The sequence below is a fragment of the Streptomyces sp. NPDC059477 genome (assembly GCF_042749375.1).
In the GTDB taxonomy this organism is placed as follows: Bacteria; Actinomycetota; Actinomycetes; order Streptomycetales; family Streptomycetaceae; genus Streptomyces.
Map to the genome: position 1 here is coordinate 1,617 of NZ_JBHYUG010000038.1, position 24,233 is coordinate 25,849.

At 72.3% G+C, this 24,233-nt stretch carries 30 protein-coding genes and 1 pseudogene; 21 read left to right on the forward strand and 10 right to left on the reverse strand.

Translation table 11 applies throughout. The features are described from left to right. Positions 1–309 precede the first annotated feature (309 nt). Positions 310–1,002 (reverse strand): metal-dependent transcriptional regulator, encoded by a 693-nt coding sequence (locus ACFXAZ_RS20150; RefSeq protein ID WP_020130217.1) that lies wholly within the window; start codon positions 1,000–1,002, stop codon positions 310–312. Between the two features lie 248 nt (positions 1,003–1,250). On the opposite strand from ACFXAZ_RS20150, the gene ACFXAZ_RS20155 reads away from it, so the two are divergent. Beyond that, positions 1,251–2,006 (forward strand): SIS domain-containing protein, encoded by a 756-nt coding sequence (locus ACFXAZ_RS20155; protein WP_384592729.1) that lies wholly within the window; start codon positions 1,251–1,253, stop codon positions 2,004–2,006. A gap of 331 nt (positions 2,007–2,337) precedes the next feature. On the opposite strand, the gene ACFXAZ_RS20160 is transcribed toward ACFXAZ_RS20155, so the two are convergent. From ACFXAZ_RS20160 to ACFXAZ_RS20170, 3 genes are all read right to left on the reverse strand, one after another. Beyond that, a complete protein-coding gene (locus ACFXAZ_RS20160; RefSeq protein WP_384592731.1) occupies positions 2,338–3,810 on the reverse strand; it encodes a PAS domain-containing protein in 1,473 nt (490 codons plus the stop codon). A 147-nt stretch (positions 3,811–3,957) separates the two neighbouring features. Further along, positions 3,958–4,827, reverse strand: a complete 870-nt coding sequence (locus ACFXAZ_RS20165) for a GNAT family N-acetyltransferase (RefSeq protein WP_384592734.1) — start codon at positions 4,825–4,827, stop codon at positions 3,958–3,960. 393 nt (positions 4,828–5,220) lie between these two features. Beyond that, the gene (locus tag ACFXAZ_RS20170) at positions 5,221–6,321 is read right to left on the reverse strand and encodes a citrate synthase 2 (protein WP_384592737.1); all 1,101 of its coding nucleotides are present in this window, start codon (positions 6,319–6,321) and stop codon (positions 5,221–5,223) included. Between the two features lie 312 nt (positions 6,322–6,633). Here ACFXAZ_RS20170 and pdxH point away from each other — a divergent pair, with 312 nt between their 5' ends. Further along, positions 6,634–7,311 carry a pyridoxamine 5'-phosphate oxidase gene (pdxH, locus tag ACFXAZ_RS20175; RefSeq protein WP_384592967.1) on the forward strand — a complete coding sequence of 226 codons (678 nt, stop codon included), beginning with the start codon at positions 6,634–6,636 and terminating at the stop codon, positions 7,309–7,311. Positions 7,312–7,379: 68 nt separating this feature from the next. Here pdxH and ACFXAZ_RS20180 read toward each other — a convergent pair whose 3' ends face one another. The 6 genes and pseudogenes from ACFXAZ_RS20180 to ACFXAZ_RS20205 all read right to left on the reverse strand — a co-directional run bounded on the left by ACFXAZ_RS20180 (position 7,380) and on the right by ACFXAZ_RS20205 (position 12,335). Further along, positions 7,380–8,024 carry a TetR/AcrR family transcriptional regulator gene (locus tag ACFXAZ_RS20180; protein ID WP_384592740.1) on the reverse strand — a complete coding sequence of 215 codons (645 nt, stop codon included), beginning with the start codon at positions 8,022–8,024 and terminating at the stop codon, positions 7,380–7,382. A gap of 37 nt (positions 8,025–8,061) precedes the next feature. Next, complete coding sequence (locus tag ACFXAZ_RS20185) at positions 8,062–8,796, reverse strand: enoyl-CoA hydratase family protein (protein ID WP_384592743.1); 735 nt, start codon at positions 8,794–8,796, stop codon at positions 8,062–8,064. Then, positions 8,793–9,749 (reverse strand): annotated as a pseudogene (locus ACFXAZ_RS20190) (AMP-binding protein); the annotation flags it as partial. The gene ACFXAZ_RS20185 and the pseudogene ACFXAZ_RS20190, both read right to left, overlap by 4 nt. A gap of 109 nt (positions 9,750–9,858) precedes the next feature. Further along, positions 9,859–11,502: a recombinase family protein gene (locus ACFXAZ_RS20195; protein ID WP_384592746.1), complete on the reverse strand. Its 1,644-nt coding sequence runs from the start codon at positions 11,500–11,502 to the stop codon at positions 9,859–9,861. Beyond that, complete coding sequence (locus ACFXAZ_RS20200; RefSeq protein ID WP_384592749.1) at positions 11,499–11,864, reverse strand: hypothetical protein; 366 nt, start codon at positions 11,862–11,864, stop codon at positions 11,499–11,501. Before ACFXAZ_RS20200 ends, ACFXAZ_RS20195 begins: the two co-directional genes overlap by 4 nt. Positions 11,865–11,882: 18 nt before the next feature. Beyond that, positions 11,883–12,335, reverse strand: a complete 453-nt coding sequence (locus ACFXAZ_RS20205) for a helix-turn-helix domain-containing protein (protein WP_384592752.1) — start codon at positions 12,333–12,335, stop codon at positions 11,883–11,885. A gap of 464 nt (positions 12,336–12,799) precedes the next feature. On the opposite strand from ACFXAZ_RS20205, the gene ACFXAZ_RS20210 reads away from it, so the two are divergent. The 19 genes from ACFXAZ_RS20210 (at position 12,800) to ACFXAZ_RS20300 (ending at position 24,206) form a co-directional block, all read left to right on the forward strand. Then, positions 12,800–12,994, forward strand: coding sequence for a hypothetical protein (locus ACFXAZ_RS20210; RefSeq protein WP_384592755.1), 195 nt, complete (start codon positions 12,800–12,802; stop codon positions 12,992–12,994). A gap of 67 nt (positions 12,995–13,061) precedes the next feature. Then, entirely contained in the window at positions 13,062–13,415 is a 354-nt protein-coding gene (locus tag ACFXAZ_RS20215) for a hypothetical protein (RefSeq protein WP_384592758.1), read from the forward strand. Then, on the forward strand, positions 13,412–13,837 hold the full coding sequence (locus tag ACFXAZ_RS20220; RefSeq protein ID WP_384592761.1) for a hypothetical protein: 426 nt from the start codon (positions 13,412–13,414) through the stop codon (positions 13,835–13,837). The genes ACFXAZ_RS20215 and ACFXAZ_RS20220 overlap by 4 nt, the downstream gene beginning before the upstream one ends. Next, positions 13,834–15,444 (forward strand): DNA cytosine methyltransferase, encoded by a 1,611-nt coding sequence (locus ACFXAZ_RS20225; RefSeq protein WP_384592764.1) that lies wholly within the window; start codon positions 13,834–13,836, stop codon positions 15,442–15,444. Before ACFXAZ_RS20220 ends, ACFXAZ_RS20225 begins: the two co-directional genes overlap by 4 nt. Continuing rightward, on the forward strand, positions 15,441–15,974 hold the full coding sequence (locus ACFXAZ_RS20230) for a hypothetical protein (RefSeq protein ID WP_384592767.1): 534 nt from the start codon (positions 15,441–15,443) through the stop codon (positions 15,972–15,974). Before ACFXAZ_RS20225 ends, ACFXAZ_RS20230 begins: the two co-directional genes overlap by 4 nt. Before the next feature lie 71 nt (positions 15,975–16,045). After that, positions 16,046–17,005: a mucin-2 gene (locus ACFXAZ_RS20235; protein ID WP_384592770.1), complete on the forward strand. Its 960-nt coding sequence runs from the start codon at positions 16,046–16,048 to the stop codon at positions 17,003–17,005. Then, positions 17,002–17,697 (forward strand): cell surface glycoprotein, encoded by a 696-nt coding sequence (locus ACFXAZ_RS20240; protein ID WP_384592773.1) that lies wholly within the window; start codon positions 17,002–17,004, stop codon positions 17,695–17,697. Before ACFXAZ_RS20235 ends, ACFXAZ_RS20240 begins: the two co-directional genes overlap by 4 nt. After that, a complete protein-coding gene (locus tag ACFXAZ_RS20245) occupies positions 17,694–18,173 on the forward strand; it encodes a hypothetical protein (RefSeq protein ID WP_384592776.1) in 480 nt (159 codons plus the stop codon). Before ACFXAZ_RS20240 ends, ACFXAZ_RS20245 begins: the two co-directional genes overlap by 4 nt. Further along, positions 18,170–18,337, forward strand: a complete 168-nt coding sequence (locus ACFXAZ_RS20250) for a hypothetical protein (protein WP_384592779.1) — start codon at positions 18,170–18,172, stop codon at positions 18,335–18,337. Before ACFXAZ_RS20245 ends, ACFXAZ_RS20250 begins: the two co-directional genes overlap by 4 nt. A gap of 126 nt (positions 18,338–18,463) precedes the next feature. Further along, on the forward strand, positions 18,464–18,979 hold the full coding sequence (locus ACFXAZ_RS20255) for an HNH endonuclease signature motif containing protein (RefSeq protein ID WP_384592782.1): 516 nt from the start codon (positions 18,464–18,466) through the stop codon (positions 18,977–18,979). A 106-nt stretch (positions 18,980–19,085) separates the two neighbouring features. Next, the gene (locus ACFXAZ_RS20260; protein WP_384592785.1) at positions 19,086–19,793 is read left to right on the forward strand and encodes a hypothetical protein; all 708 of its coding nucleotides are present in this window, start codon (positions 19,086–19,088) and stop codon (positions 19,791–19,793) included. Beyond that, a complete protein-coding gene (locus ACFXAZ_RS20265; protein ID WP_384592788.1) occupies positions 19,790–20,014 on the forward strand; it encodes a hypothetical protein in 225 nt (74 codons plus the stop codon). Before ACFXAZ_RS20260 ends, ACFXAZ_RS20265 begins: the two co-directional genes overlap by 4 nt. Further along, entirely contained in the window at positions 20,011–20,517 is a 507-nt protein-coding gene (locus ACFXAZ_RS20270; RefSeq protein ID WP_384592790.1) for a hypothetical protein, read from the forward strand. The genes ACFXAZ_RS20265 and ACFXAZ_RS20270 overlap by 4 nt, the downstream gene beginning before the upstream one ends. A gap of 17 nt (positions 20,518–20,534) precedes the next feature. Beyond that, the gene (locus ACFXAZ_RS20275) at positions 20,535–21,374 is read left to right on the forward strand and encodes a zinc ribbon domain-containing protein (protein ID WP_384592793.1); all 840 of its coding nucleotides are present in this window, start codon (positions 20,535–20,537) and stop codon (positions 21,372–21,374) included. Between the two features lie 174 nt (positions 21,375–21,548). After that, positions 21,549–22,409: a hypothetical protein gene (locus ACFXAZ_RS20280; RefSeq protein WP_384592796.1), complete on the forward strand. Its 861-nt coding sequence runs from the start codon at positions 21,549–21,551 to the stop codon at positions 22,407–22,409. A gap of 51 nt (positions 22,410–22,460) precedes the next feature. Next, positions 22,461–22,859: a hypothetical protein gene (locus ACFXAZ_RS20285; protein ID WP_384592799.1), complete on the forward strand. Its 399-nt coding sequence runs from the start codon at positions 22,461–22,463 to the stop codon at positions 22,857–22,859. 53 nt (positions 22,860–22,912) lie between these two features. Next, entirely contained in the window at positions 22,913–23,242 is a 330-nt protein-coding gene (locus ACFXAZ_RS20290) for a hypothetical protein (protein WP_384592802.1), read from the forward strand. 58 nt (positions 23,243–23,300) lie between these two features. After that, a complete protein-coding gene (locus tag ACFXAZ_RS20295) occupies positions 23,301–23,828 on the forward strand; it encodes a hypothetical protein (protein ID WP_384592805.1) in 528 nt (175 codons plus the stop codon). An 84-nt stretch (positions 23,829–23,912) separates the two neighbouring features. Next, the gene (locus tag ACFXAZ_RS20300) at positions 23,913–24,206 is read left to right on the forward strand and encodes a hypothetical protein (protein WP_384592808.1); all 294 of its coding nucleotides are present in this window, start codon (positions 23,913–23,915) and stop codon (positions 24,204–24,206) included. The last annotated feature ends 27 nt before the right edge of the window (positions 24,207–24,233 follow it).

Genomic DNA, 24,233 nt, shown 5'->3' on the forward strand with positions numbered 1-24,233 from the left:
CAGTCCGTGCACATCGGGCAGATGGAGGTCCAGGAGGAGCAGATCGACCGGGTCGCGGGGCCGCCCGCGCCGCCCCGCCCCCCCCCGGGCCCGGGGGCCTTTTGTCTGTCCAGCTGTGTGTCCGGCACATCCGCCCACCCCCCGCCGGTCATATGCCTCACGCGACAGCGTGTCACGGGGAACCGTCACCGCGCTGCCCTTCCGCACGGCCCGACCGGGATTTGACGCAACGATGGGAAACGGGTCCCGGCCGGGCGGCAAGTGCCGTCCGGCGCCGGGGAGTTGGCGGCCTCCGTCGGCCCCTGAGGCTCAGCGCTTGGCGACGAAGACGTGCGACGCGACGTCCGACTCCAGCTCCGCCGCCTCGCCGCCGCTGCCGACCAGGACCCCGCCCGCGGACTCCGTCACGCTCACCACCGAGCCGGGCTGCACACCCGCGCGGCGCAGCGTGTACATCAGCTGGGCGTCCGTCTGGATGGGCTCGCCGATACGGCGGACCACGACCGTCTTGCCCTCCAGGCCCGGGTCGAGGTCGGCCAGCGAGACCATGCCCTCGTCCAGGAAGGGATCGGCGCCGTCCTTCTCGCCCAGCTCCTCCAGGCCCGGGATGGGGTTTCCGTACGGCGACTCGGTGGGGTGGCGCAGCAGCTCCAGGACGCGGCGCTCGACCGCCTCGCTCATCACGTGCTCCCAGCGGCACGCCTCGGCGTGGACCTGCTCCCACTCCAGGCCGATCACGTCCACCAGCAGGCACTCGGCCAGCCGGTGCTTGCGCATCACGCGCGTGGCCAGCCGGCGGCCCTCGTCGGTCAGCTCCAGGTGCCGGTCGCTCGCCACGGACACCAGGCCGTCGCGCTCCATCCGCGCCACCGTCTGGCTGACCGTCGGGCCGCTCTGGTCGAGCCGCTCGGCGATCCGGGCGCGCATGGGGACCACACCTTCCTCCTCCAGTTCGAGGATGGTGCGGAGATACATCTCCGTCGTATCGATCAGTCCGGACATACGTGCCCCTCGATTAGCTCTGCCGGAGGCTCGACGGCTCCCCGGAACATGCGCTGGCCCTGGACTCAATTCTGACGCATACCACTGACATCCGTGCCGCGCCGAAGGAACGGGTCCGTGGCGGGGACCCCGTGACCGCCACCACCGTACGCGCACGGCCGCCGTCGCCGTATTGACACGGCGTTGGTCCAGACCGCACGGTGATCCGCGACACAGGGTCAGGCACCGCGAGAGTGAAGGGGCTCTGCATGGGTGACGGCAAGCTTGCCGACCAGTACTTCGACGCCGCGATCGACCTGCTGCGGCAGGTGCGGGACGAGGGCGCGGAGGCGGTCACGGCCGCCGGGACGCTCATCGCCGACACCGTCGCCTCGGGCGGGCGGCTGTTCGCGTTCGGCGCCGGCCACTCCTCGCTCGCCGCGCAGGACATCGTGTACCGCGCGGGCGGGCTCGCCCTGATGAACCTTCTGACGGTGCCGGGGGTCGTCGGCGTCGATGTGATGCCCGCCACACTCGGGTCGGCGCTGGAGCGGGTGGACGGCCTCGCCGCGGCCGTCCTGGACTCCTCGCCGCTGCGCTCGGGCGACCTCCTGGTGATCATCTCGCTGTCGGGGCGCAACGCGCTGCCCGTCGAGATGGCGCTGAACGCCCGCGCGCTGGGCGTCCGTGTGATCGGCGTGACCTCGGTCGCCTACACCGAGCAGACCACGTCACGCCACTCCTCGGGCACGTACCTCAAGGACCACTGCGACATCGTCCTCGACTCGAAGATCCCGGTCGGCGACGCCGAGCTGACCCTGGCGACCGTCCCGGCCCCCTTCGCCCCCGCGTCCACCGTCGTCACCACGGCCCTCCTCCAGGCCGTCATGGCCACCGCCGCCGGCTCCCTCGCCGACCGCGGCATCGAGCCGCCCCTCCTGCGCTCCGGCAACGTGGACGGCGGCCACGACTGGAACCGGCGGGTGATGGAGGAGTACGGGGACCGGATCTTCTACCGGCAGTGAGGCAGGGGAGTGAGGGGCTGGTGACGGGGGCGGGCTGAGCCGCCCGTCACGACCCTTTCGCGGCCGGGAGTGAGCACCTGCGGCAGGGCGGGGCCGTGACGTGCGCGCGGGCGCGTGCCGGGCCCTGCGCGGCCAGGGCTTCGGGGCAGGGCATCCGGCGGGGCATCCGGCGGGGCCGAGGGCTCGCCATCGACGGCCCGGACGTCCTGCGGCCATGGCCGGTACGCGCGAAGGCGCGGGGGTTCCGACCGGCCAGTCGCCCCGGCCGACCCCGGCGAACCCGTACGCCGGTCGTCACCAGGTGCCGGGCGGGCGCACCGGAGGCCGTCCCTCACCTCGGCCCGGAGTCCCCGCCCCCCGGCTCGCGTATCGCGCCCGAAAGGTCCAGGGACGTCGCTATGCGGACGGCGACGTCCTCCGCGTAGGTGCTGTCGGTGCGTTCGAACTGGGTGCGGCCGGGGCCGCGCAGGAACGTTACGACGCCCAGCGTGCGGCCTCGGCTGCGCAGGACCGCGCACAGCGCGTGGACGGAGTCGGCGGGCCACTGGCGGGTCAGGGCCCAGGTGCGGGCCTGATCGGCGGACACCGCACCCGCGCCCGCGCGGACCGAGCCCGAGCGTTCGACGCACTGGAGGGCCGGGTGGCCCGGCGCGTAGCGGGCGGGCAGGCCCGCCTGGCCGCCGAAGCGGCTGGGGCCCGGCGTGCCGGTGGGCGTCTCGGCGATCCGGACCAGGCGGATCGCACCGGGTCCGGCGGCCGTGGCGTCGGCGAGGGGGCCGCCCGCGACCCGGTCGATCAGGGCGTGGTCGGCGAAACCGGCGAGGGCGAAGTCCAGGTGGACGGTCGCCGCCTCGGCCGGGTCCTCGCACTCGGCGGCGGCGCGCGCCGCGCGGTGCAGCTGATTGGTGCGGAAGCGCAGGAGCGCGGCCTCCTGCTCGCCCTGCTTGGTCTCGGTGACGTCCTGGAACAGCCAGCCGACCCCGAGCGGCACCGGCTCCTCGGCGAGCGGCGAGGCCAGCCGCAGGAAGCCGCTGCGCCAGCAGCGCCGGCGCTCTCCCTCGGGGGTGCGGACGGTCACCCAGATCTCGGCGGGCGCGGGCGGCGCGCCCTCGGCCAGCACATGGGTGAAGGCGCTCTCCAGCTCCTCCACGCCGGTCCCCAGCAGTTCGCCCAGCGGACGGCCCAGCAGGGTCGTACGGCCGCTGCCGAGCGCCCGCGCGGCGTGCGCGTTGACCACGGCGGGCCGCAGGTCGACGTCGACCAGGACGACACCCCAGCTCGCGTCCTCGAACAGGGCCTCGCTCAGCGCGATGGACCGCTCCAGGTCGATCTGGGCGTGCACCTCGCTGAAGGCGCAGTACACCCCGGCGGGCTTGCCGTCGGGGCCGCGCACGGCCGCGGACTGGGTGCGCACCAGGACCCGGCCGCCGTCCTTGGTGAGCAGCGCGAACTCGTGCACCTGCCGGCCGGGGGCGTGCATGGCCGCCAGCAGGCGGCTCTCGACCTCCTCGGCGTCCGCCGCGCGCACCGCCCAGCCGGCGAAGCCGTGCCGCCCCACCGCCTCGGCCGCGGTCCAGCCGAGAATCCGCTCGGCCTCGCGGTTCCAGTGGGTGACCACGCCGTCCTGGTCGAACGCGCACAGCGCCGCGTCCATGCCGTCCAGCAGGGCGGCGAGCAGATCCGGGCCGTGGGTGCCCCCGGGACCACCGGGCCCGGCCCCGGACTCGGCTCCGGCCCCGGATCCGGACCCGGGACCGTCCGGGCCGAGTTCGTCCGTAGCCCCACTACGCCGGGAAGCACTCATCTGGAACCCCCTGCACGTTGGCGTCCGCACGAACGGCGCGTCGGTTCGCTCACTGGCAATCATTCAACTCGAACGTGATGCAGCACACATCCGGTTCCCACAAGATTGCGGGGAATCGTTGTACGCCGGAAATGCGTGCCCCGCCCCTCATGGTGCTACGCCTGTCCGCCGCAGGTCGACCCACTCCTCGTGTTCCCCAGGAAGCACATAGCGTTCGCTCTCCACGAATCCCCGCGCGGCGGCGAACCGCAGCCCGTCCGTGTTGGCCGCCAGCACCACCGTCGCGATCGCCTTCGCGCCCTGCCCGCGCGCGTGCGTGACGCCGTGGTCGTAGAGGGCCTGCCCGATCCCGCGTCCGCGGTACGCGGGCAGCACCCGGGCGATGACGGTGGCCACGCCCTCGTCGTCCGGCGGGCGGACGGTCGAGCAGCCGACGAGTACGTCCCCGAGGTACGCGTTGACCAGCCGGTACCGCTCGGCGCGTTCCCGTACCTCGTCCGGGGTCAGGGCGGCCGGCGGCACGATCGCGTCGTGCACCTGGCGCCACTGCTCGCGCATCGCCTCTCCGGCGACGGTCGTGAGGCGCAGGCCGGAGACCGGGCCGCGCCGCGCGTCCACCTCGATCTCGATCCTCATCCGGGTGTCGGCGAGCCCGCACACCATCATCGTCGCCGCCGGACGCACCGGGCCGAAGACCGCCCGCAGCACCGGCCAGCACGGCTCGAAGTCCTCCCGCGCGGGCAGCAGATAGCGCACCCGCACCACGTCCGCGAAGGTGCAGCCGGCCTCCGCGAGGGCGGCGCCGAGGTTGCGCAGGCACTGTTCGGCCTGGGTCACCACGTCGTCGGAGATCGTCATGGTGGCGTAGTCGTAGCCGGTGGTGCCGGACACATGGACCCGGTCGCCGTCCACCACGGCCCGCGCGTACCCGATCCGCTCCTCGAACACGGACCCGCCGAGAATCGCCCGCCGGGTCATCGCCCGGTCCGTCGCTGTCCCCTGGGCTTCCTGTGTCATGGGCCCGACGCTAGATGATCACGCGGCTGTGCCACAGGGGTGGCCCATGGCTCATCAAAGAAATCAAAAAACAGTTGATCGGCGGCCGATCGGGTTCTTAAGGTGGCGAGCACACGAGAAGGGAGGTGGTTCGGCAGATGTATGAGAACCGGACGCGTGAGGTGACTGCGGGCTAGCGGCCCGCCACCACATTTGTGCGGTGCCGGACCAGCACGTGAAAGAAGCGTGCAGCCGGCCCAATCCCAGCAGTCACCCGACCCGCGAGTCGCCGGTAACGTCCGGCCGGCTCCTCCCCGGAGGAACCCGACTCGCGGGTCGTCTGCGTTCCTGGTCCCATCGGGTTCCGGGTCCCCTCGGATCCGGGGCGCCCTCCCGGATCCTCCGGCGCGGGCCTCAGCCCGTGATGTCCGTCCAGCCCTCGATCTCGCGCGGGTCGCGCGTGCCGGGGCCGATGTAGCGGGCCGAGGGGCGGATGAGGCGGCCGGTGCGCTTCTGCTCCAGGATGTGCGCGGACCAGCCGGCCGTCCGGGCGCAGGAGAACATCGACGTGAACATGTGCGCCGGGACCTCGGCGAAGTCCAGGACGATCGCCGCCCAGAACTCGACGTTGGTGGCCAGGATCCGGTCCGGACGGCGGCTGTGCAGTTCCGCCAGGGCCGCCTTCTCCAGGGCCTCGGCGACCTCGAAGCGCGGGGCCCCCAGCTCCCGGGCGGTGCGGCGCAGGACGCGGGCGCGCGGGTCCTCGGCCCGGTAGACCCGGTGGCCGAAGCCCATCAGGCGCTCGCCCTGGTCCAGGGTCCTGCGGACGTACGCCTCGGCGTCCCCGGTGCGCTCGATCTCCTCGATCATGTGCAGGACCCGGGAGGGGGCGCCGCCGTGCAGCGGGCCGGACATGGCGCCCACCGCCCCGGAGAGGGCGGCGGCCACGTCGGCGCCGGTGGAGGCGATGACGCGGGCGGTGAAGGTGGACGCGTTCATGCCGTGCTCGGCGGCGGAGGTCCAGTAGGCGTCCACGGCGGCGATGTGGCGCGGGTCGGGCTCGCCCCGCCAGCGGATCATGAACCGCTCGACGACCGACTGCGCCTTGTCGATCTCCCGCTGCGGGACCATGGGCAGGCCCTGGCCACGGGCCGACTGGGCGACGTACGACAGGGCCATCACGGCGGCGCGCGCGAGGTCCTCGCGGGCCTGCGCCGCGTCGATGTCCAGCAGCGGTTTCAGGCCCCAGACCGGGGCGAGCATGGCGAGCGCCGACTGCACGTCGACACGGATGTCACCGGAGTGCACGGGGATGGGGAACGGCTCGGCGGGCGGCAGACCGGGATCGAAGGCGCCGTCGACGAGCAGGCCCCAGACATTGCCGAACGAGACATGGCCGACCAGATCCTCGATGTCGACACCGCGGTACCGGAGGGCACCGCCCTCCTTGTCGGGTTCGGCGATCTCCGTCTCGAACGCGATGACTCCTTCTAGCCCGGGTACGAAGTCGGACATCAGGCGGCTCCTCGGATGTGGACGACAGACGGATGGGACGACAACTGGGCTGCTGCGGGTGCGGGTGAGGCTGCGGATGGTGCGGAGCGATCTCTCGCTGGGGTACGCAGGCAGGCGGCGTCCGCCGGATCCACGGTCCGTCTCTGGGACTCGCGGTCCTGGGCGCCACCTTGGTGATGCCCCGTGCGGCCGGGGGTCATGTCATCCAACCGGACGGCAACAGCACGATATCCCCGAGTGCCACCTTTGGGGAGAGTGCGCGGCACTGAGTGCCACTCCGTGACCAAGGACACCGTACGGGCGACGAGGGCGATGGGGCAGGATGACCGCGTGACCGACCCTGATCTCGATCCCGCCGCGATGCGCGAGCAGTACCGGGCCGAGGGCCTTGACGAGGGCGAGCTGGCCGCGACCCCCGTGGCGCAGTTCGCGCGCTGGTTCCGGCAGGCGGCGACGGAGGCCGGGCTGTTCGAGCCGAACGCGATGGTGGTGTCCACGGCCGACACGGAGGGCCGCCCCAGCTCCCGTACGGTCCTGCTGAAGCACTTCGACGAAGAGGGCTTCGTCTTCTACACCAACTACGGCTCGCGCAAGGCCCGCGACCTCGCCGCGAACCCGCACATCTCGCTGCTCTTCCCCTGGCATCCGATGGCCCGGCAGGTCATCGTCACGGGCACGGCCCGGCGCACCGGCCGCGACGAGACCGCCGGGTACTTCCGCACCCGGCCGCACGGCTCCCAGCTCGGCGCCTGGGCCAGCGCCCAGTCCTCGCCGGTCGCCGGCCGCGCCGAACTCGACACGTCCTACGCCGAGCTGGCCGCCCGCTATCCCGAGGGCGAGCAGGTCCCGGTGCCGCCGCACTGGGGCGGTTTCCGGGTGACGCCCGAGTCGGTGGAGTTCTGGCAGGGCCGCGAGAACCGGCTGCACGACCGGCTGCGGTACGTGGCCCGGCCCGACGGGACCTGGCGGGTGGAGCGGCTGGCGCCCTGAGCGGGAGCGGTCCCGCCGCCGGAACCCCCGCTACCGCCGGAACCCCCGCTACCTCCGGACCGCCCGCGTCAGCGGTGCCGTCCCAGTTCCCGCTCCACGATCTCCCCCCACTGCGCCACCACCCGCTCCCGGCGCGGTCCGTCGTCCGTGAGGAGGTTGGCCAGGCCCAGGCCACGGGCCATGTCCAGCAGGCCCTGGACGGTCTCGCGGACGCCGGGGCGGGTCTCGTCGGCGGCGAGGAGATCGACGGCTATGCGGTGGGTCTCGCGGCCGACGCGGGCCTCCAGTTCGGTCACCCGGGCCCGTAGCTGCTCCTCGTCGGAGGCGGCGACCCACAGGTGCAGGGCGGCGCGGAAGAGCGGGCCGGTGTAGAGGTCGACCAGCGCGGCGACGACCGCGCGGCGGTCCCCGGACGCCCCCTCGGGGAACAGGGCGCGCAGGGCGACCGAGCGTTCCTCGGCGACGTACTCGACGGCCGCCGTGAACAGGTCCTCGCGGGTCGGGAAGTGGTGCTGGGCCGCGCCGCGCGAGACTCCGGCCCGCTCCGCGACGACGGAGACCGTGGAGCCCGCCCAGCCGTGCTCGGCGAGACAGGAGACGGCCGCCTCCAGGAGCCGTTGCCGGGTCGCGCGGCTGCGGTCCTGCTTGGGCACCCGGTCGACCGTGCCCGCACCGCCACCGACACCGCCGCTGCTGTCTTCTCTGCCACCCATGCCGCTCACCTCCGCGCCGACCCCGTGTCGCGTGTTCTCACAGCACCCATGACGGATCCCGTCGTGCCAGGAAGGCCGTCATCCCCTCGCGGGCCTGCGGGGAGGCGAACAGCCGGGCCGAGAGCGCGGTCACGGTGTCCGCGTCCCGGTCGAAAGCTTCCTGCACCCTAGCCGTGAGCAGCCGTTTGGTCTCCGCCAGAGCCTGTGGCTCCGAGCGCCGCAGCCCGTCCAGGACCGGATCGAGTACGGCGTCCACGTCCGTCCCGTACGCCGTCACCAGCCCGATACGGGCCGCCTCGGCGGCGTCGAAACGCTCCCCGGTGAGGTAGTAGCGGGCCAGGGCGCGCGGGTCGGTGCGCGGGAGGAGGGGGAGCGAGATCACAGCGGGGGCGACCCCGATCCGCACCTCGGTGAAAGCGAACGTCGCGGTGTCCGAGGCGGCGGCGATGTCACAGGCGGCGAGGAGTCCGAGGCCGCCCGCGCGGACATGCCCGGTGACCCGGGCGACGACCGGTTTCGGCAGGTCGACCAGTGCCCGCAGCAGGGCGACCAGCGCGGTGGGCGCGGGCGGGTCGCGCAGGTCGGCGCCCGCGCTGAAGGTGGTGCCGGTGTGGGTGAGGACCACCGCGCGCACGTCGTCGTCCCGGCCGCACTCGGCGAGCGCGTCGGTGAGTTCGCCGACCAGGGCCGCCGACAGGGCGTTGCGGTTGCCCGGCGAGTCCAGGGCGAGCGTGGCCACGCCCTGGGCGCGGGTACGGACGATCAGCGTCATCGGCGTTCCCTCAGTTCACGGCGGAGGATCTTGCCGGAGGCGGCGCGGGGCACCCCGGCGGTGAAGGTCACACCGCGCACCCGCTTGTAGGGCGCGACGCGTTCGGCGACGTACATCATCACCTCGCCCTCGGAGAGTCCGGCGGCGGACGGCTGGCGCACCACGTAGGCGTGCGGGACCTCGTTGCCGGTCTCGTCGGGGGCGCCGATGACGGCCGCGTCCGCGATGCCGGGGTGGGTGAGGAGCAGGGCCTCCAGTTCGGCGGGGGCGACCTGGAAGCCCTTGTACTTGATGAGTTCCTTGACCCGGTCGACGACGTACAGCCAGCCGTCCTCGTCGACATGGCCGACGTCCCCGGTGTGCAGCCAGCCATCGGGGTCGATCATCGCGGCGGTGGCGTCGGGGCGGCCCAGGTAGCCCTTCATCACCTGCGGGCCCCGGAAGAGGATCTCGCCGGACTCACCCGGGCCGAGGTCCCTGCCGGGGCCGTGCGGATTGTCGGGGCCATCGGGATCGTCCGGGTCGTCCGGGTCGTCCAGGGAGATGATCCGCATCTCGGTGTTGGGGATCAGCTTGCCGACGGTGCCGGGCGGGGCCTCGTGCATGGCGGCCAGGGGGACGACATGGGTGCCCGGGGAGAGTTCCGTCATGCCGTACGCCTGGCCGACCGGCGGCAGGTTCAGCCGGTGCGCGCAGGCGGCGGCGAGGCTCGCGTCCAGGGGTGCGGCGGCGCTGATGACGTACCGCAGGGAGGAGAGGTCGTAGTCGGCGACCCTCGGGTGCTTGGCGAGGGCGAGGACGATCGGCGGGGCGACGTACAGGCCGGTGATGCGGTGGTTCTGGATGGCCGCGAGGAAGGTCTCCAGGTCGAAGCGGGGCAGTACGACGACGGTGGCGCCCTGCCGCAGGGGGGCGTTCATGAGCGCGGTGAGGCCGTAGATGTGGGTCAGTGGGTCTAAAGGACACGCGAGCATCGGGCCCCCTCTCTGTGCGCTGATGTGCGACTTTCAGAGAGTGGCAGCGTGCGCGGAATCAATCAAGCGCGCATGCATGATTCGTGCTCTAGCGGTCGGCCCAAGGATCGGGCTCCCAGACGGGGTGAATCTCGTACGCGATGTTGAGGCGCCACTGTGCGCCCTCTTGGCTCTTGGCGCCGGTCATCACCACGCGTCGGATCACTTGGCGCAGAAGGGCGTTTTTCTCAACGTCCATGATCGTGTCCCACTCGGCGAGCAGGCCGACGACAAGGGGGCGGAAGTCGGCGCGGTCGGGGGTGGCCTCGACCTCGGCGAGCGATTGCAGATCCTTGACAAGTGCTCCCTTGCGGCCGAGCAGTTGGTCACGGACACGGGCGAACGTGTCCTCGGGATACTTCTCGGGGTCGAGGGCGTGTTGCGTGACGAGCCGGTCGAGTGCGTCATCGATCTTTGCGAGTTCGGCCTGTGTGCGGGCCCGCGACTCGGCGGCCTGCGCCCGAGGGTCGGGCGGCGCGGTGCGTTGTACGGGAACCGCAGGCGCCTGGTCGATGCCCTGGGCAACGTCGCGGGCGAGCCAGTCGCGCACTTCGCGTTCCACTTCGTCACGGCGGACGTACAGACCAGGGCCGCACGCCGACTTGCCCTTGTTCTTGTGGTTGTAGCAAACGAACGTATGGCCTCGAATCCATCCGCCCTCCGGGTCGCGGCCGGATCGTGCAACGGCGGTGCCGCGGCAGTGCCCACAGCGACCGAGGGCGGTGGTTGTGTAGGTCGCCGCACGCGCTCGCGGGGGTGTTGCCCTCACCTCTTTCCGGTGGGCTTGGTACTCCTGCCACTGGTCGGGGGTGATGAGTGCCGGTTGGGCACCGGCTATGTAGATCATGCGGCCGAACTTGCAGGTGGAAAAGTGGTCCTGCCCTAGCTTGCAGGTGCATTCGGGGTCATGGACGCGGAGCAGGCCGGCGCCGAACCCTGAGTCTAGGTACCGCTGAACGGTGTTGACCGCCCACCGGTTGCCGCGGGTGGTGGGGATTCCCATTTCGTCGTTGAGCCAGTGTGCAAGAGTGGCGAACCCTTCGCGGGCGATCTTGCGTTCGTAGAGTTCGGTGCCGACGGGGCCGAGGTCGGGGTGTCGTTCGTAGCGTTCCTCTTGCAGCCGGATTCCGCCGGGCGCCTCGGGGTCGGGGACGCGTCGCGGGTGCCAGATGTAGCCGAACCGCGGTCGGCCGGTGGCGGGGAGTTTGAGCGCGCGCCGGTGGGCGTGCGTTTCTTTCCACTGCTCGCCGGCGCGGTCGGACTCGAACACGGCGAGGTCAAAGAGGATGGCGCGGTTGAAGCGGCCGACGGCCGTTCGGGCGTCAACCTCTTCGGTGGCTGAGGCGAGTTGGCCGCCGGCGTGTTCGAGTCGGGCGAGGTTTACGGCGATGCCGAGATCGTTACGCCCGAATCGGCTGAACTTCCATACTGCGATGCCGACGGGTTCCGCCCGTTCGACTTGCTCGATGCCCTGCATGATCTTGCGCCGGAAGTTCCGGCCGGTGGCGTCGAGGTCGACAATCCAGCCGACGATGCGGCGCCCGGTCCGCTTGGCCCATGCGTTGATGGCCGTTTCTTGCAGTTCGGGGCTGATCTTCTCCTCTTTCCAAGTTGAGACGCGGATGTACCCGAGCCAGGGTTCGCCGATATGCGGCGAAGCCTGGAACGTTGGCGGTATCAGGAGGTCGGTCACTGTGCCTTCCGTTCGACTGGTCGGACTAAGTTCGGGCGAAGTGTGATCACGTTGCCCGCGTCCTGCTCGGTGCGGTCCTCCCGGTGACCCGGTTCGGGCGGGGTGGGTGCGTCGAGCAGGCCGCGGGCGACATGGTCAAGGGCGCGAACGTATCCGGCGCGGTCGGCGTCGGCGATCTGGTCGGCCGTGGCTTGCTGGGAGTTGTGCACGGTGCGGACGATGAGCAGCGGAACGGCGGTAAGGGTGATGTACAGCCCGGCCTGCCACAGGGGGTCGTTATCTCCGAGCAGGCCGAGTACGCCCGCGGACTGTCCCACCATGAGCAGGAGTACAGCGAGTGCGGGCGTGAGTCGGTGGGTCACTTGCGGTGCCTCCGTGCGTCAGTTCTCGGCGGCGCGTCCCTTGCGGTTTCTGGCGCGGCGCCTGATCAGGAACTCGGCTGTGTTGACGAAGTGTTCGAGGTCGTCGGGATCGTCAATGCCCATTTCTGCGGCGGCCTGTTCCGGGGTAATGGGGCCGTCGGGGCGTGGGGCGGGGTTCTGAACGGCGGCTAGCTCAGGGCGACTGAGGACGCCGGCGGCGACCAGCACCTCGGCGAGCGGAACACCGAGCGCGCTCGCGAGAGCTTCGAGAACCTTGATGTCCTGCGCGCCCTGCCCGTTGAGAATGCGGCTGATCGTCGCGGCACCAATGCCCGAGTCGGCGGCAAACCGGCCTTGGCCCCCACCCCTGGGGCGCATGTCGTAGTCCCGGCGTTCGAGTTGATCGCGAAGCCATCGCGCGAACTCGGCGGGGGTAGCCCGATCGTTCCCCTGCGGGTTGCTCTGTTCCATGGATGGAACATACCGCGCGTGGACGATTCCAGCTACGCGCACTTATGAACCTGTCCTGAACGCACACTTTTGGCACGGTTCACCCCCCTGAACTGCGGCGATGGGTTCGAACAGGCGTCCGATTCTTGTCGGGCATATGCCAGGTGTCAACGACATTCAGGAAGTACTTTCCTGTGCATTTGTTTCGACCCACCCGTCACAGGAGCATGTTAATGTTCCATCCATGGAAGGAATCAGACCATCCAGGGATGGAGGTTGCCCATGTATGACCGCGCCGCCTTGATCGCCGCCGCCCGACAAGCGGGGGACCGCACTCCGTCAGACACGGCAAGACGGTTGAAGGTTGCCCGAACCACCGCATGGCGCCTGTGGCACGGTCACACAGCCCCAAGTGCCAACGTAGCCGCGGCAGTTGAAACGCACTACGGCGTTTCCGCCGGGCAGCTGGTCAAGCGAGCCGCCGCATGATCGGCGATGTGATCCCCCGCGAGCAGGCGTTCGCCAATGCCCGCCGGGTCCTCGACGCAGCCCGCTACCGCCGCGACCGCGACCGCGCCGCCGGTCGCCTCGCCCCCGAGGTCGAACTGATCTTGCGCCGCCTCGAACGCAGCCAGCGCCGGCAGGCGCCCGCCGTCGAGGAGCACCGCGCCGCCGCCTGAAAGAGCGGAGGGCCGCCCGGATTGCGCCCGGACGGCCCTCCCGACCGAACCCCGAGAGGTACCGATCGTGAACACCCCTGAGCGTACCGCCGCCGCACCGAGCGCGGACGCCGACAAGCACGCCACCCGCACGGCTGTGATCGCCCGGCAGCTGGACCAGATCGCCCCCGGCACCGTGCGCGTGCGGACCGCCCCTGTACGGACCGAACGCGACGGCGAGCAGCGCCTCACGACGTGGGTCGTCCTCGGCGACGCCCTCGGCGGGCCGGTCAAGGCCGACCGCGACGCGCACCGCGCCGCCCGCGGCCTGCTGCTGCGGATGTTCCCCGCCGCCGACTGGTCGCGTCCGCAGGTCTACGACGCGATCACGGGCGCCCTCGCCGTCGACACGCCGGTCATGCCCGAGGAGCTGCGCCGATGATCCGCCCGACGCTCACCGCCGACGGCCTCGCCGTACGTCTGCCGATCGCCGACCGTGCCGAGCAGCTGCTCGACGCCCTCGCCATCGCGTACGCCGCCGACCCCGAAACGGTCGGCCACCTGCTCACGCACCACGGGGCGAACGTCGTCCGCCTCGATCACGCCGTCGTGAGCGAGGACATGCCCGAGCACGAGCGCGCCATGCGCGCCGCCGAGGCCGACGGGAGCCGCGAGGCCCTGCTCGCCGAGGCGCCGCCCGCCGACAACCTCGACGACCTACTCGGCCCCGACGACGCGCTCACCCTCGCCCGTCGTATCGCCCGCCTCGCCGTGTACGTCGACCCCCGCGTCAGTCGGATCACGCGCCGCCTCGCTGCACGCATCCGCAACGTAGCTTGCCCCGGCAGAGGTGAGGCCGCGTGAGTCTCACCCTCGAAACGGTCGGGAAGCTGCTCGCCGAGCGGGCCGTCGAGATGGTGCCGGGACAGCTCGCCATCGAGGAGGGCAACGCGCTGCGCGTCGGTTCGCTGTGCTCCGGGTACGGCGGCCTCGACATGGCCGTGTGCGACGTCCTCGGCGCGTCCGTGGCGTGGCACTGCCAGTACGAACCCGGTGACAAACACCAGTACGCCGCGCGCATCCTCGCCCATCACTGGCCCGACGTCCCAAACCACGGCGATATCACGGCCGTTGACTGGTCGGAGGTCGAGCCGGTCGACGTCCTCACCTCTGGTTTCCCCTGCACCGACGTGAGCCTCGCGGGCAAACGCGCGGGCCTGATCGGCGACACCGTCATACCCGCTGGAGTCCTGCTGTGCGGGAACTGCCGTTGGGGCGACCACGACCTCACGACGTGCGAGGCCGCCGCGCCGTCCGGCGCCGTTCCCTCGCGCTTGTCCGGTGTGGTGGCCGCCGCCGCGGTCGCCGAACTAAACGCCCGCGACCTCGCCGACCCGTCGGGCCCACCGCCCGAGCGCGTGATCAAGGGGACCCGGTCCGGCCTGTGGTTCCACGTCGCGCACGCCATATCCGTACTCCGACCCCGATTGGTGGTGATCGAAAATGTCCGCGGGCTTCTCTCGGCCAAGGCCGTTCGCGGTGTGGGACCCGACAGCCCGCCTGTGGATGCAGACGGCGGAGACGCCGACACTCTTCGAGCTATCGGCGCCGTACTCGGCGACTTGGCCGACCTCGGGTTCGATGCGGAATGGCACGTGCAGCGCGCATCCGACGTCGGGGCACCTCACCAGCGTGAGCGCGTTTTCATCATCGCGTGGCCTGCTGCCGACCCCGACCACGAGCGAGTGGAACGGACCGGGAGCCCCGGACGGGAACCGCAACGACACCTTGCGGGCGCGCATCGCGCAGCTACCGACGCCCCTCGCGAGGGACAGCCAGGGGAGGGGGTTCCCGGACGGCCTACCGGCCGTCGTGCGGCTGCTCAAGACTCCGACGGCCTCACTCGGGACGAGTGGCGGATCGCAGCACCCGGCCAAGAGGAAGGGGGGCGGGCACGGTCCGACGCTCGCGGACGAGGTCGAACACCTGCTACCGACTCCGACCGTGGCCGACTCCCGGGGGACCAGGAACCGGCGGACGGACGGAACGCCGTACCGCGACGGGAACGGGAACGGGAAGACGTTGACGGACGCGGCAACGCTGCTCCCGACCCCGCGGGCGAGCGACGGCACGAAGGGGAGCCCGAACCAGAAGCACGGGGACGGGACGCCGACACTGGCGAGCGCGGCAGCGTCGATTACGGCCAGTACACCCACGCCGTTGCACGGTGGGAAGCGATCACGGGCCGACCGGCACCCCGGCCAACTGACGATCGAGGCCGCCTGACCCCGGCGTTCGTCGAGTGGATGATGGGTTTGCCCCTCGGCCACATCACGGCCGTGCCGGGCCTGTCCCGCCCCGCCCAGCTCAAGGCGTTGGGGAACGGCGTCGTGCCGCAGCAGGCCGCGTACGCGCTGCGGTTCCTGCTGCACCGCGCCGGGATCGCCGCACGGTTCGGACTGGCCGCATGAGCGCCGGTACGCCCGTGCGGGGCGTTTCCGTCGACCTCGCCCTCGCGTTCCTCAAGCGCACCCGCGAAACCGAGGGCGGACACCGCGAGTGGACCGGCACCCCCGCCAAGGGCGGGGGCCGGTTCCAGCACAAGGGCACGTCGTACACCGCGTTTCAGGCCGCGTTCATCCTGTGGCACGGGCGGGCCCCGGCCGGCAACGCCTCGCCGTCGTGCGACGTGCCGACGTGCTGCTCGCCCGCCCATGTCGACGACCAGGAGACCCGGAAGCGCGAGCGCGCCGCCCTCGCCGACGTCAAGGGCATGCGGCACCGGCCGCCCAAGTGCGAGCACGACCAGGCGGTACACGGCCGCCACCGTGCCGACGGCCGCCGGTACTGCGCGGAGTGCAACCGGCTTGCCAGCAAGCCGAGTTGTGGGCACGGAAACCCGACGTGCCACGACTCCGAGGTACGGCCGTACCCGTGCGGGCCACGGTGCGAGGAGCACCAGCCGGCCCGGACCCGCCCGTACGTCACCGCCGCCGCCTGAACTGCCCCGGGGCGAGGACGAGCCACCGACGCCCCTCGCCCCGGGCGCCCCATCCGAGGAGCACAACCCCTGTGACCTGGTTCAAAGTCGACGACACGTTTTACGGGCACCCCAAGACGCTCAAGGCCGGTAACGCCGCCGTCGGCCTGTGGGTCAAGGCGGGCGCGTACGCCGCCCAGCACCTCACCGAGGGCATGGTTCCGGGCGTCGTCGCCCAGCTGTACGGCACCGCGCCGCAGGCCCGGAAGCTGGTCGCCGCCGGCCTGTGGCACGAGCACGGCCACACCTGCCCGCACCCGAAGTGCCGGCAGCCGGCCGCCGGCGACTTCTACATGCACGACTTCCTGATCTACAACCCCACTCGCGCGCGCGTCGAGGACGAGCGGGCGAGGTCTGCCGAGCGGCAGCAGCGGGCCCGCGAGCGTGCCGCCGAGCAGCGGACCCAGGAGCGTAATCCGTCCGACCCGTCGGCGAATCGTCCGCGAATCGATGACGATCCGTCGCCCGAAAATCGCGAAACCGGCCCGGATCAGATCGAGTTTCCCGACGACATCGCAGGTCAGGCCAGTACGTCACAGCGTGACGGTATGGACCCGTCACGGTCCCCCCGACCCGACCCGTCCCGTCCTGCTGTACCTCCTTCGGAGGTACAGCCAGCTAGCTACGGCTCGCCCCCCGCCGTCCCGCCGAACCTTCGGCCGTTGCGTGACGCGCTCACCGCGGCCGGCGTCGTTGTCGAGTGGTCGCTCGCCGAGGCGGATTGGTTCCGGCTTGAGGCGATCGTGAAGCGGACCGCCGTTCCCGCCCTGGTCGACCACGCCCGCGAGCAGTGGCGCCGCGCCCGTTCCCGCCCGCGGTCGGTCCGGTACTTCCTGCCCGGCTGGAGTGCGCTCCCGCCCGTTCCCGCCGGGGGCCCGACGTCGCCGGGTGCCGACGTGATCCCGCTCGACGCCGCCCGCCCCGGACGTGTCCAGCGTGCCGCCGATCTGTTCGCCGCCGTCCTCAACTCGCCCGAGGAGCAAACCAGATGACCCGCGAGGAAGTCGCGGCCCTGCTCGCCTACGCCGTGCGCCTCGACCCGCGCACCGCGCCCGACGACCAGGCCGCCGCCGCCGAAACCCTCGACCAGTGGGCCGACCTGCTCGCCGACGTCCCCCCGACCGCGCCGCACCCCAACGGCCGTCACTGGGACGCCGCCCAGGTCGTACGCCACCACATCGCGACCTCGCCGTACCCGGTCAGGCCGTCGGATGTGTCGCGGCCGTGGCACAGCTTCCGCCGTGACGTCGTCGACCGCCACCACGACCCCGTTCCCGCCGCCGACCCGGACGACCCCGAGGCGTACCGCGCCGAACTGGTCGGCACCCGGCACGCCGTCGCGACCGGCGCCTCGACCGCCGCGACGTACCGGGAACTGACCGGCGGCACCCGCGAGGAACGCGACCAGCTCGCCGCCGAACGCCTCGCCGCCCTCGGCGACTACGTCCCCCGCACCGTGGCCGACGCCCTCGCCGAGTTCCGGCCCCGCCGCGCCGAGCGCGACCGCCGCGCCGTCGAGGGACTGCCCGACCCGCTCGACGTCGCGTGCCCGCATGTGCACTGCCTCGCCCGCGCCGGCGAACCGTGCGTCAACCGCCGCCGCATCCCGCGCCGCACCGCCCACCCCTCGCGCCTCGACCTCGCCACCGCCCGCCGCTACGCCCCGAAGGAGCCGGCCGCATGACCAGCCGCAGGAAGCACCCCGAGCGCGCCCCGCACCGCCGCCGTGCGAGCGCGACCGACCGCACAAAAAACAACAGCGGGTACCGCATCACGGGATCGTGGGACCGGCATCCGGACCGCCCGGCGATCAAGCCGACGCAGGACCGCAAGGCCGCCCGCCGCATCGCCCGGAACATGGCCGAGCAGGGCGCGTACGTGGTCGTCGAGGAGCACAACGGCTACGGCCGGTGGTCGACCTGGTTCGAAGTGGACGGGCCCGCCCTGCTCGCCGAGCGCCGCGCCGTCGAGGAGGAGCAGCGCCGCCGTGCCGCCGAGGAGCGGCACCGCGCCGAGCAGGAAGAGGCCGCCCGCATCGTCGCCGCCGAGAAGTCCGAGCGCGAGCGCGCCAGCCTCGCCCGGCTCATGGTGCGCCCGCCGGTCGCCCGCGAGCAGTGCGGACGACGCGAGGCCCGGCACGTCACCGGGGCACAGCGATGATCCCCGCCGCCGCCCTCGCCGTCGTGCGCGCGGGCGTCGAGAACGCCCGCGGGAACGGCCTCGACATGGCCGAGGACGTGGCCGAGCAGGTCGTCGAGGAACTGGTCGCCATGGGGTGGACGATCGTCCTCGCCGAGGCCGACGACGACCGGCAAGCCGCGTAACTGCCCGCCGGGGGGCGGGAATCTGAACGGCCAAGGCCGCCCCCCGTGGGTTATCTTCCATTCCTGGAAGGAACGTGCCAGCCAAGAAAGAACATTCGGAACGACTTCCCGACGGAGGTACGCCCCATGAACCGGCCCAGTCCGGCCGAGCGGTTCGCCGACAAGGTGAACGCCGCCGGCCCCTGGTCACTCCGCCGGGACTGCCCCGGCCCCTGCCACCTGTGGGACGGCGCCCAGAACGAGAAGGGCTACGGCACTTTTTGGGTCGCCGGCCGCACGGTCAAGGCCCACCGCTACGCCTACGAGCAGCAGAACGGCCCGATACCCGCCGGCCTTGAGGTCGACCACCGTTGCCGCCGGCGCGCGTGCGTCGCCCCCGGCCACCTCGACGCCGTCACGCACCGCGTCAACATCCTCCGCTCGGCGAACCACGTCGCCGCCCGTGCCGCCGTGACGCACTGCCCGGCCGGTCACGCCTACGACCAGGCGAACACGATCCGCGCGGCGAACGGAACGCGGAAGTGCCGGAAGTGCAAGAACGCGTCCGCCCGCGCCAAGCGCGCCGAGCAGCGCGAGGCCCGCCTCGCCACCGTCCACCCCATCCGCCGCCGTACCGCCCGCGCCCTCGAACAGGCCGCGTGACCAGCGCCAAGGCCCGTTCCGACCGGGCCGCGCGTCCGGACGCGAGCCCGCCCGCGCGCGCGAGCAGCGCCTCGACCCACCCGACCCGAGACAGGAGCACCACCCCATGACCCGCATTCCCGACGCCGTCGCCGTCGCCTCGCTCGACACTCACCGCCTGATCGTCGCCGTGCCGAACGAGGGACCGGCCGACATCGCGACCAACCTCCCCCGGCAGACCGCCGCCGACGTGCTGCGGCAGCTCGCCGACGGCCTCGACAGCCCGGCCGGACTCTGCGCGACTGCCCGAGCGACCGGCCGCCCCTGCCCGATCCACGACGCCCCCGCCCCGCCCTCGGCCGTCCTGCTCGCCACCGGCCCCGCCGAAGCCCTCGCCCGAGGCATCCACCAGGCGCAGCGCCCCGACGGCCTCGACCAGCTGCTCGCCGCCGTCGCCGAGCAGCTGCCCGCCGACGACGCCGACCGCGCCGCCGACGGCCTCGCCGACATGAGCACCCCCGCCGAGCGGGCGGTCGACGAGGCCCGGCAGTGCCTCATATTGAACGTCGCCGAGCAGTCGCCGGCCCTGTTCGCGCTGCGCGACCTGCTGCTCGACGCCGAGGAGCGCACCCCGGCCGCCGCCCTCGCGACCGCCTACGTCCTGTTCGCCGCCCACGCCCGCGAACTGTCCGGCCTCACCCGCAAGCGGTACGACGCCACCGCCGAACAGCACGGCGTGAACCGCGGAACGCGCGGCCTGCTCACCGGCATGAACAGCATTCGGAAGCTGCTCGACGACCTCGCCGACCACCTCGACGAGCAGGCCCTCGCGTGAGCAGCGCCGCCGGTCTCGCCATCGTCGCCGCCGTCCTCGCGTCCGGCGTGCCCCTCGGTCTGTGGGCATGCCGGCGCGACCCCGGCCCCCTCGCCGGCCGCCGCGACCGCGCCCGCGCCGACCGCGCCCTGTTGCGCCTCGCCCGCACCGGGTGCGCCCGCCCCAGCCAGTGCCCGACCTGCTCGGCCCTCACCGAGCGAGCCCAGGAGACCCACCAGTGACGAACGCCCCCGCCCGACGCCGGCGGCACTCCCGTACCAAGGGCCGCGACCACGCGCGCCGCGACCGCCGCGCCGCCCTCGACGTCCTGCTCGCCCGCGCCGACCGCGGCCGGTTGTCCGGCACCGAGGCCGCCCTGTTGCGCGAGTACGTCGCCGAGGAGCAGCGCACCGCCGACGAGTGCCGCAAGGCCAACGCCGGAAGCACGCGCGCCCTCGCCCAGCACCGGGACGCGGCCGACGCCGTCGTACGCGAGTTGGAGAGCGACCGCGCCGAGGCCGAGCAGCGCGCCGCGGACGCCGAGGAGCAACTACGGGCGTACCGGGCCGTGTTCGGGCCCGGCGCCCTCGACACCTTCCGGACCGCCGTCCGGCAGACCGACGCCGTGCGGGCCCTGCTGCCCACCACGCCCCGGCCCCGCCTCGGACTCCCGAACGGCCTCGCGTACGCCAACGGCTTGCACGACGCGTACGACGCCGTCCGCGACGCCCTCGCCCAGCACTGAGCACAGGAGCAGCCACCATGACGACCCCCCTCGACCAGGCCGCGCCGCCGGTCGCCCGCCGCGCCGCCGTCGACCTCGCCGCCGTGCGCGAGCAGTGGGGCGACCTGCTCGCCGCCATCGAGCACCCCCCGGCCGCCGAGTGGCCGCCGCACGAGACCCGCGGCGGGTTCCTCGACCAGCTCGCCGCCGCCGACCGCACCGACGACCCGATGCCGGCCGCGCCCGTCATAGGCCGGCTCCCGCTCACCATCCGCGAACACCCGGCCCCGCTCAACCTCGACGCCCTCGACGCCGCCCTCGACGCCGAGCGCGACCTGTTCGACCTCGCCGACGCCGTCGCCGAGCAGGTGCAGCGCCCCGTACGGCGGACGCCGGTCGCGCTGCGGTCGCTCCCGCCCCGCACAGTCATGCGGGAAGACCTCGCCGACCGGCAGGACCCCGGCCGGTGGCACTACCAGACGCCCGAGTCGGCCGGTTCGCGGGCGTACGGGCTGCACTGGGCCGCCGTATGGCTGGAAGGGCGGGCCCTCGGCGAGGAGTACGGCGACCTGTTCACGCCGGTCCCCGCCCTGCTGCTCGACCACCTCGCCGCGACGGCCGCCGGCGCTCGCCGCGCCGTCGAGCGTGCCCTCGGCCGTGACGGGCGGTCGACCGCCCTCGACCGGCCGTGCCCATGGTGCGGGGGACGCCTCACCGGCCGTACCCGATCGGGGGGCGAGCCGGTCGTCGCCTGCTCGACCGGCGCACGGTGCACCGCGCCCGCCGAGGACGGCCGCCGCCGGGGCGAATGGCGGGGGGCCGACCTGGTCGCCCTGTGGGGCGCCCTCAGCGCCGACCGGCAGCAACCGGCCGCGTAGCCGGGGACGCGGGACCGGCCAACTCCCCAGGTACGCCCGGCAGTTGGCCGCTCACCAACTTTCTGAACTAACTTCTGAAGTGACTTGTGTAGCGACTTCAGAAGTGCCTACAGTGGTCACGTCAACGGCGGTCCTCACCCGCCACCACCACCGAACAGAGGGAGCGACCCCCTGATGAACACCAACCGGACGCGCTACCACGTGGGCTTTCACGAGATCGGCCTCGACTCCGAGTACCGGGTCGAGTGCATCGGCGAGGACTTCGGGATGATCTTCGCTTGGCTCGAAGGGGACATCTCTGGCGTTGCCGAAGACGTCGAGGACGACGCCCCGCTCGACGAGCTGTACGACCGCCTCGCCAAGTGCGAGACCGTCGCCGAGCTGGTCGGCGAGCACGCCGTCGATGCGTTCGTGTTCTTCGTGCGCCCCGTGACCGACTGCGGGTGCCCGTGCGACTGCGCCGAGACCGGTCGTGCCGACGAGTGCGACGGCGAGCACCACCGCGAGGCCGCCGCCGAGCCGCAGCTCGCCGAGCCCGACGCCGAGGGCCGTTCCACGTTCCAGTTCGACGGCGCCGAGTACGCCGTTTTCAACACGGCCAGCAAGCCCCTTGACGGATACTGGGCCGTTTCCAAGATCCCCGCCGAGGGCGACATCTACCCGAGCCGTGACTACCTCGGCGCGGGCATCTCGACCCGCGAGGCCGCATTCGCCCTCGCCGTCGAGAAGCTGCGCCCCACCCGCCTGATCACCTTCCAGCCGCGCCGCTTCCGCGATGCCCTGCTCGACGACGAGGAGCGCGAGGAGTACCCCACCGTGACCGCCGTGGGGTGGGTCCTCGCGTGGAACGACGAGGGGATCGCCGTCCTGTTCGAGAACGGCACCCCCCGCGCCCTGATCTACCCCGACCGCCCGATCGAGGTCGCCGTCATCCGCGCCCCGTACGACGGCCTCGACTACCTCGACGGCGAGTGGAAGCACATCGAGACGGCCGCACTCGCCGCCCGCGCCCACATCATCGACAACCGCGCCTGACCGACCACCCAAGGGGCGCCCCTCGCGGGCGCCCCGCCGAAGGGACACCCAATGAAGTGCCTTGAGTTCTTCCCTGTGGTCGTGACCGCGCTCCCCGACGATGAGGATCACGCCCCGCTTTTGGTCGACCCCGCCGCCGCCCGCATCGTGCGCGCGTGGGACGTCGCCGAGGGCGACACGATCCTCGCGTCGTTCCCCGACCACCAGCACGGCGACGCCGTGCGGGCGCAGGTCACCGCCTACCAGAATCTCAGCCGTCTGCCTCGCTCGGACTACTTCAACGACCAGTACCAGGCGCACCCGATGCCCTACGACCGCACGTGCGGGTGTGGATCGTGTGCCAACCTCGCGGACTGCACGGAAGCCGTCGTGAACCTCGGCGACGACAACCCGTGGGACGTCTGCGACCCGTGGCCCGCGACTGACCTTGTCCTGATCGTCCCTGCCTGACCGCCGAGGGGGCCCGCCTGCTCAGGGCGGGCCCCGCCGAGGAGCGAACCACCGTGGAGACCTACGCAGTGCGCGGCGCCGCCCGCAAGGCGACCGGGCACTACCGCCGCCCCGGAACCGTAGAGCTGTACTGCGGGCGCCTCGCGGGCGGGCGTAACTGGATCTTCGCCGCCGTGCGCGGGTGGCACCTGTGCAAGCGGTGCGTACGGGCCGAGGCCCGCGACCGCGCCGAGGCCGAGGCCGTCGCCGCCCAGTGGCGGACCGAGGCCGAGCCCGTCGGCATGCTGGTGATCCCCGCGCCGTGGCGACCGTCCCGCCCCGAACAGCTCGCCCTCGACGGCGTGCCCCACAAGCCCGAACAGGTTGCCCTGTTCGCCGCCTGACCGCCTCGCCCGCCCTCGCCCGAGGGCGGGCCCCAACCACCGACAGGAGCACCACCACATGAGCGCCAGCGACCACCAGCAGCCCGGCCCCGACGAGGTCGAGCCAGAAGCCCGGCCGCTTTCGTCGGTCGAGATCAGCCGACGCGTACGGCGCAACCGGTCGACCCGCGACCAGCCAGCAACCGAGAAGTTCCGCGACCAGCTGTTCGCCCTGATCACGGAGCACGAACGGCAGGTCGTCGCCGAGCGCGCCCTCGCGGGTGACCCGAACCCGACCGACGCCGACCCCCTTGAATACGTCTACGAGATCGCCGAGCACTACGCCCAGCGCGAGCAGCGGACCGGCTACCTCGCCCAGCTCGCCGACGAACTCACCCTCGACGACGTGCGCGCGCTGCGCCTCGCAGGGGAGGCCGCCAAGGCGGCGACGCCGTTGGTCGTCATGGCCGAGACCAACCGCGGCAAGGAAGTTCCGCAGATCGCCGAAGAGGTCGGCCTCACCGAGTCCCGGGTGTACGCGATTCTGCGGGAGCAGCGCGCCGCCGACCCCGACGGAGTCAGCCCGCCCACCGCCGACGAGCAGTAGGCCCGCACACACAGCGGGCCCGCCCGGTTCCTCACAAACCGTATGGGCGGGCCCTGACCACCAGATCGGAGCGACCCCTAACCGATGGCTACCGCCAACCCTACCCAGCAGCCGGCCAAGGTTCCGAACCTCCCGCCGCCCGTCGGACGGTCCCTGTCCGTGCGCATCCTCGACGAAGGGATGTACGACGATCTGCGCGTGATCATGCAGACCGGTTGCGACGCGTCCGCCGCCGTCCGACAGGCGTTACTACTCCTCGCCAACGTGTACGACGGAGCATGGCAGCGCGGGCACTACCCGACCGGCGTCGCGCCCGAGATCGTGACGACGAACATCAAGCCGTACAAGCCCGTCCGACAGCCTGACCAGGACGTATGACAGCCGCGCGCCCCGCTGTACAACACC

What these genes read in the sequence shown, in the direction of transcription:
- ACFXAZ_RS20170 (WP_384592737.1), bottom strand. Translation starts at nt 6,321, where the DNA reads ATGTCCGACTTCGTACCCGGGCTAGAAGGAGTCATCGCGTTCGAGACG.
- ACFXAZ_RS20160 (WP_384592731.1), bottom strand. Translation starts at nt 3,810, where the DNA reads ATGAGTGCTTCCCGGCGTAGTGGGGCTACGGACGAACTCGGCCCGGAC.
- ACFXAZ_RS20240 (WP_384592773.1), top strand. Translation starts at nt 17,002, where the DNA reads ATGACCCGCGAGGAAGTCGCGGCCCTGCTCGCCTACGCCGTGCGCCTC.
- ACFXAZ_RS20180 (WP_384592740.1), bottom strand. Translation starts at nt 8,024, where the DNA reads ATGGGTGGCAGAGAAGACAGCAGCGGCGGTGTCGGTGGCGGTGCGGGC.
- ACFXAZ_RS20205 (WP_384592752.1), bottom strand. Translation starts at nt 12,335, where the DNA reads ATGGAACAGAGCAACCCGCAGGGGAACGATCGGGCTACCCCCGCCGAG.
- ACFXAZ_RS20295 (WP_384592805.1), top strand. Translation starts at nt 23,301, where the DNA reads ATGAGCGCCAGCGACCACCAGCAGCCCGGCCCCGACGAGGTCGAGCCA.
- ACFXAZ_RS20255 (WP_384592782.1), top strand. Translation starts at nt 18,464, where the DNA reads ATGAACCGGCCCAGTCCGGCCGAGCGGTTCGCCGACAAGGTGAACGCC.
- ACFXAZ_RS20150 (WP_020130217.1), bottom strand. Translation starts at nt 1,002, where the DNA reads ATGTCCGGACTGATCGATACGACGGAGATGTATCTCCGCACCATCCTC.
- ACFXAZ_RS20165 (WP_384592734.1), bottom strand. Translation starts at nt 4,827, where the DNA reads ATGACACAGGAAGCCCAGGGGACAGCGACGGACCGGGCGATGACCCGG.
- ACFXAZ_RS20285 (WP_384592799.1), top strand. Translation starts at nt 22,461, where the DNA reads ATGAAGTGCCTTGAGTTCTTCCCTGTGGTCGTGACCGCGCTCCCCGAC.
- ACFXAZ_RS20300 (WP_384592808.1), top strand. Translation starts at nt 23,913, where the DNA reads ATGGCTACCGCCAACCCTACCCAGCAGCCGGCCAAGGTTCCGAACCTC.
- ACFXAZ_RS20185 (WP_384592743.1), bottom strand. Translation starts at nt 8,796, where the DNA reads ATGACGCTGATCGTCCGTACCCGCGCCCAGGGCGTGGCCACGCTCGCC.
- ACFXAZ_RS20275 (WP_384592793.1), top strand. Translation starts at nt 20,535, where the DNA reads ATGACGACCCCCCTCGACCAGGCCGCGCCGCCGGTCGCCCGCCGCGCC.
- pdxH (WP_384592967.1), top strand. Translation starts at nt 6,634, where the DNA reads ATGGGGCAGGATGACCGCGTGACCGACCCTGATCTCGATCCCGCCGCG.
- ACFXAZ_RS20220 (WP_384592761.1), top strand. Translation starts at nt 13,412, where the DNA reads ATGATCCGCCCGACGCTCACCGCCGACGGCCTCGCCGTACGTCTGCCG.
- ACFXAZ_RS20250 (WP_384592779.1), top strand. Translation starts at nt 18,170, where the DNA reads ATGATCCCCGCCGCCGCCCTCGCCGTCGTGCGCGCGGGCGTCGAGAAC.
- ACFXAZ_RS20260 (WP_384592785.1), top strand. Translation starts at nt 19,086, where the DNA reads ATGACCCGCATTCCCGACGCCGTCGCCGTCGCCTCGCTCGACACTCAC.
- ACFXAZ_RS20230 (WP_384592767.1), top strand. Translation starts at nt 15,441, where the DNA reads ATGAGCGCCGGTACGCCCGTGCGGGGCGTTTCCGTCGACCTCGCCCTC.
- ACFXAZ_RS20210 (WP_384592755.1), top strand. Translation starts at nt 12,800, where the DNA reads ATGATCGGCGATGTGATCCCCCGCGAGCAGGCGTTCGCCAATGCCCGC.
- ACFXAZ_RS20245 (WP_384592776.1), top strand. Translation starts at nt 17,694, where the DNA reads ATGACCAGCCGCAGGAAGCACCCCGAGCGCGCCCCGCACCGCCGCCGT.
- ACFXAZ_RS20280 (WP_384592796.1), top strand. Translation starts at nt 21,549, where the DNA reads ATGAACACCAACCGGACGCGCTACCACGTGGGCTTTCACGAGATCGGC.
- ACFXAZ_RS20155 (WP_384592729.1), top strand. Translation starts at nt 1,251, where the DNA reads ATGGGTGACGGCAAGCTTGCCGACCAGTACTTCGACGCCGCGATCGAC.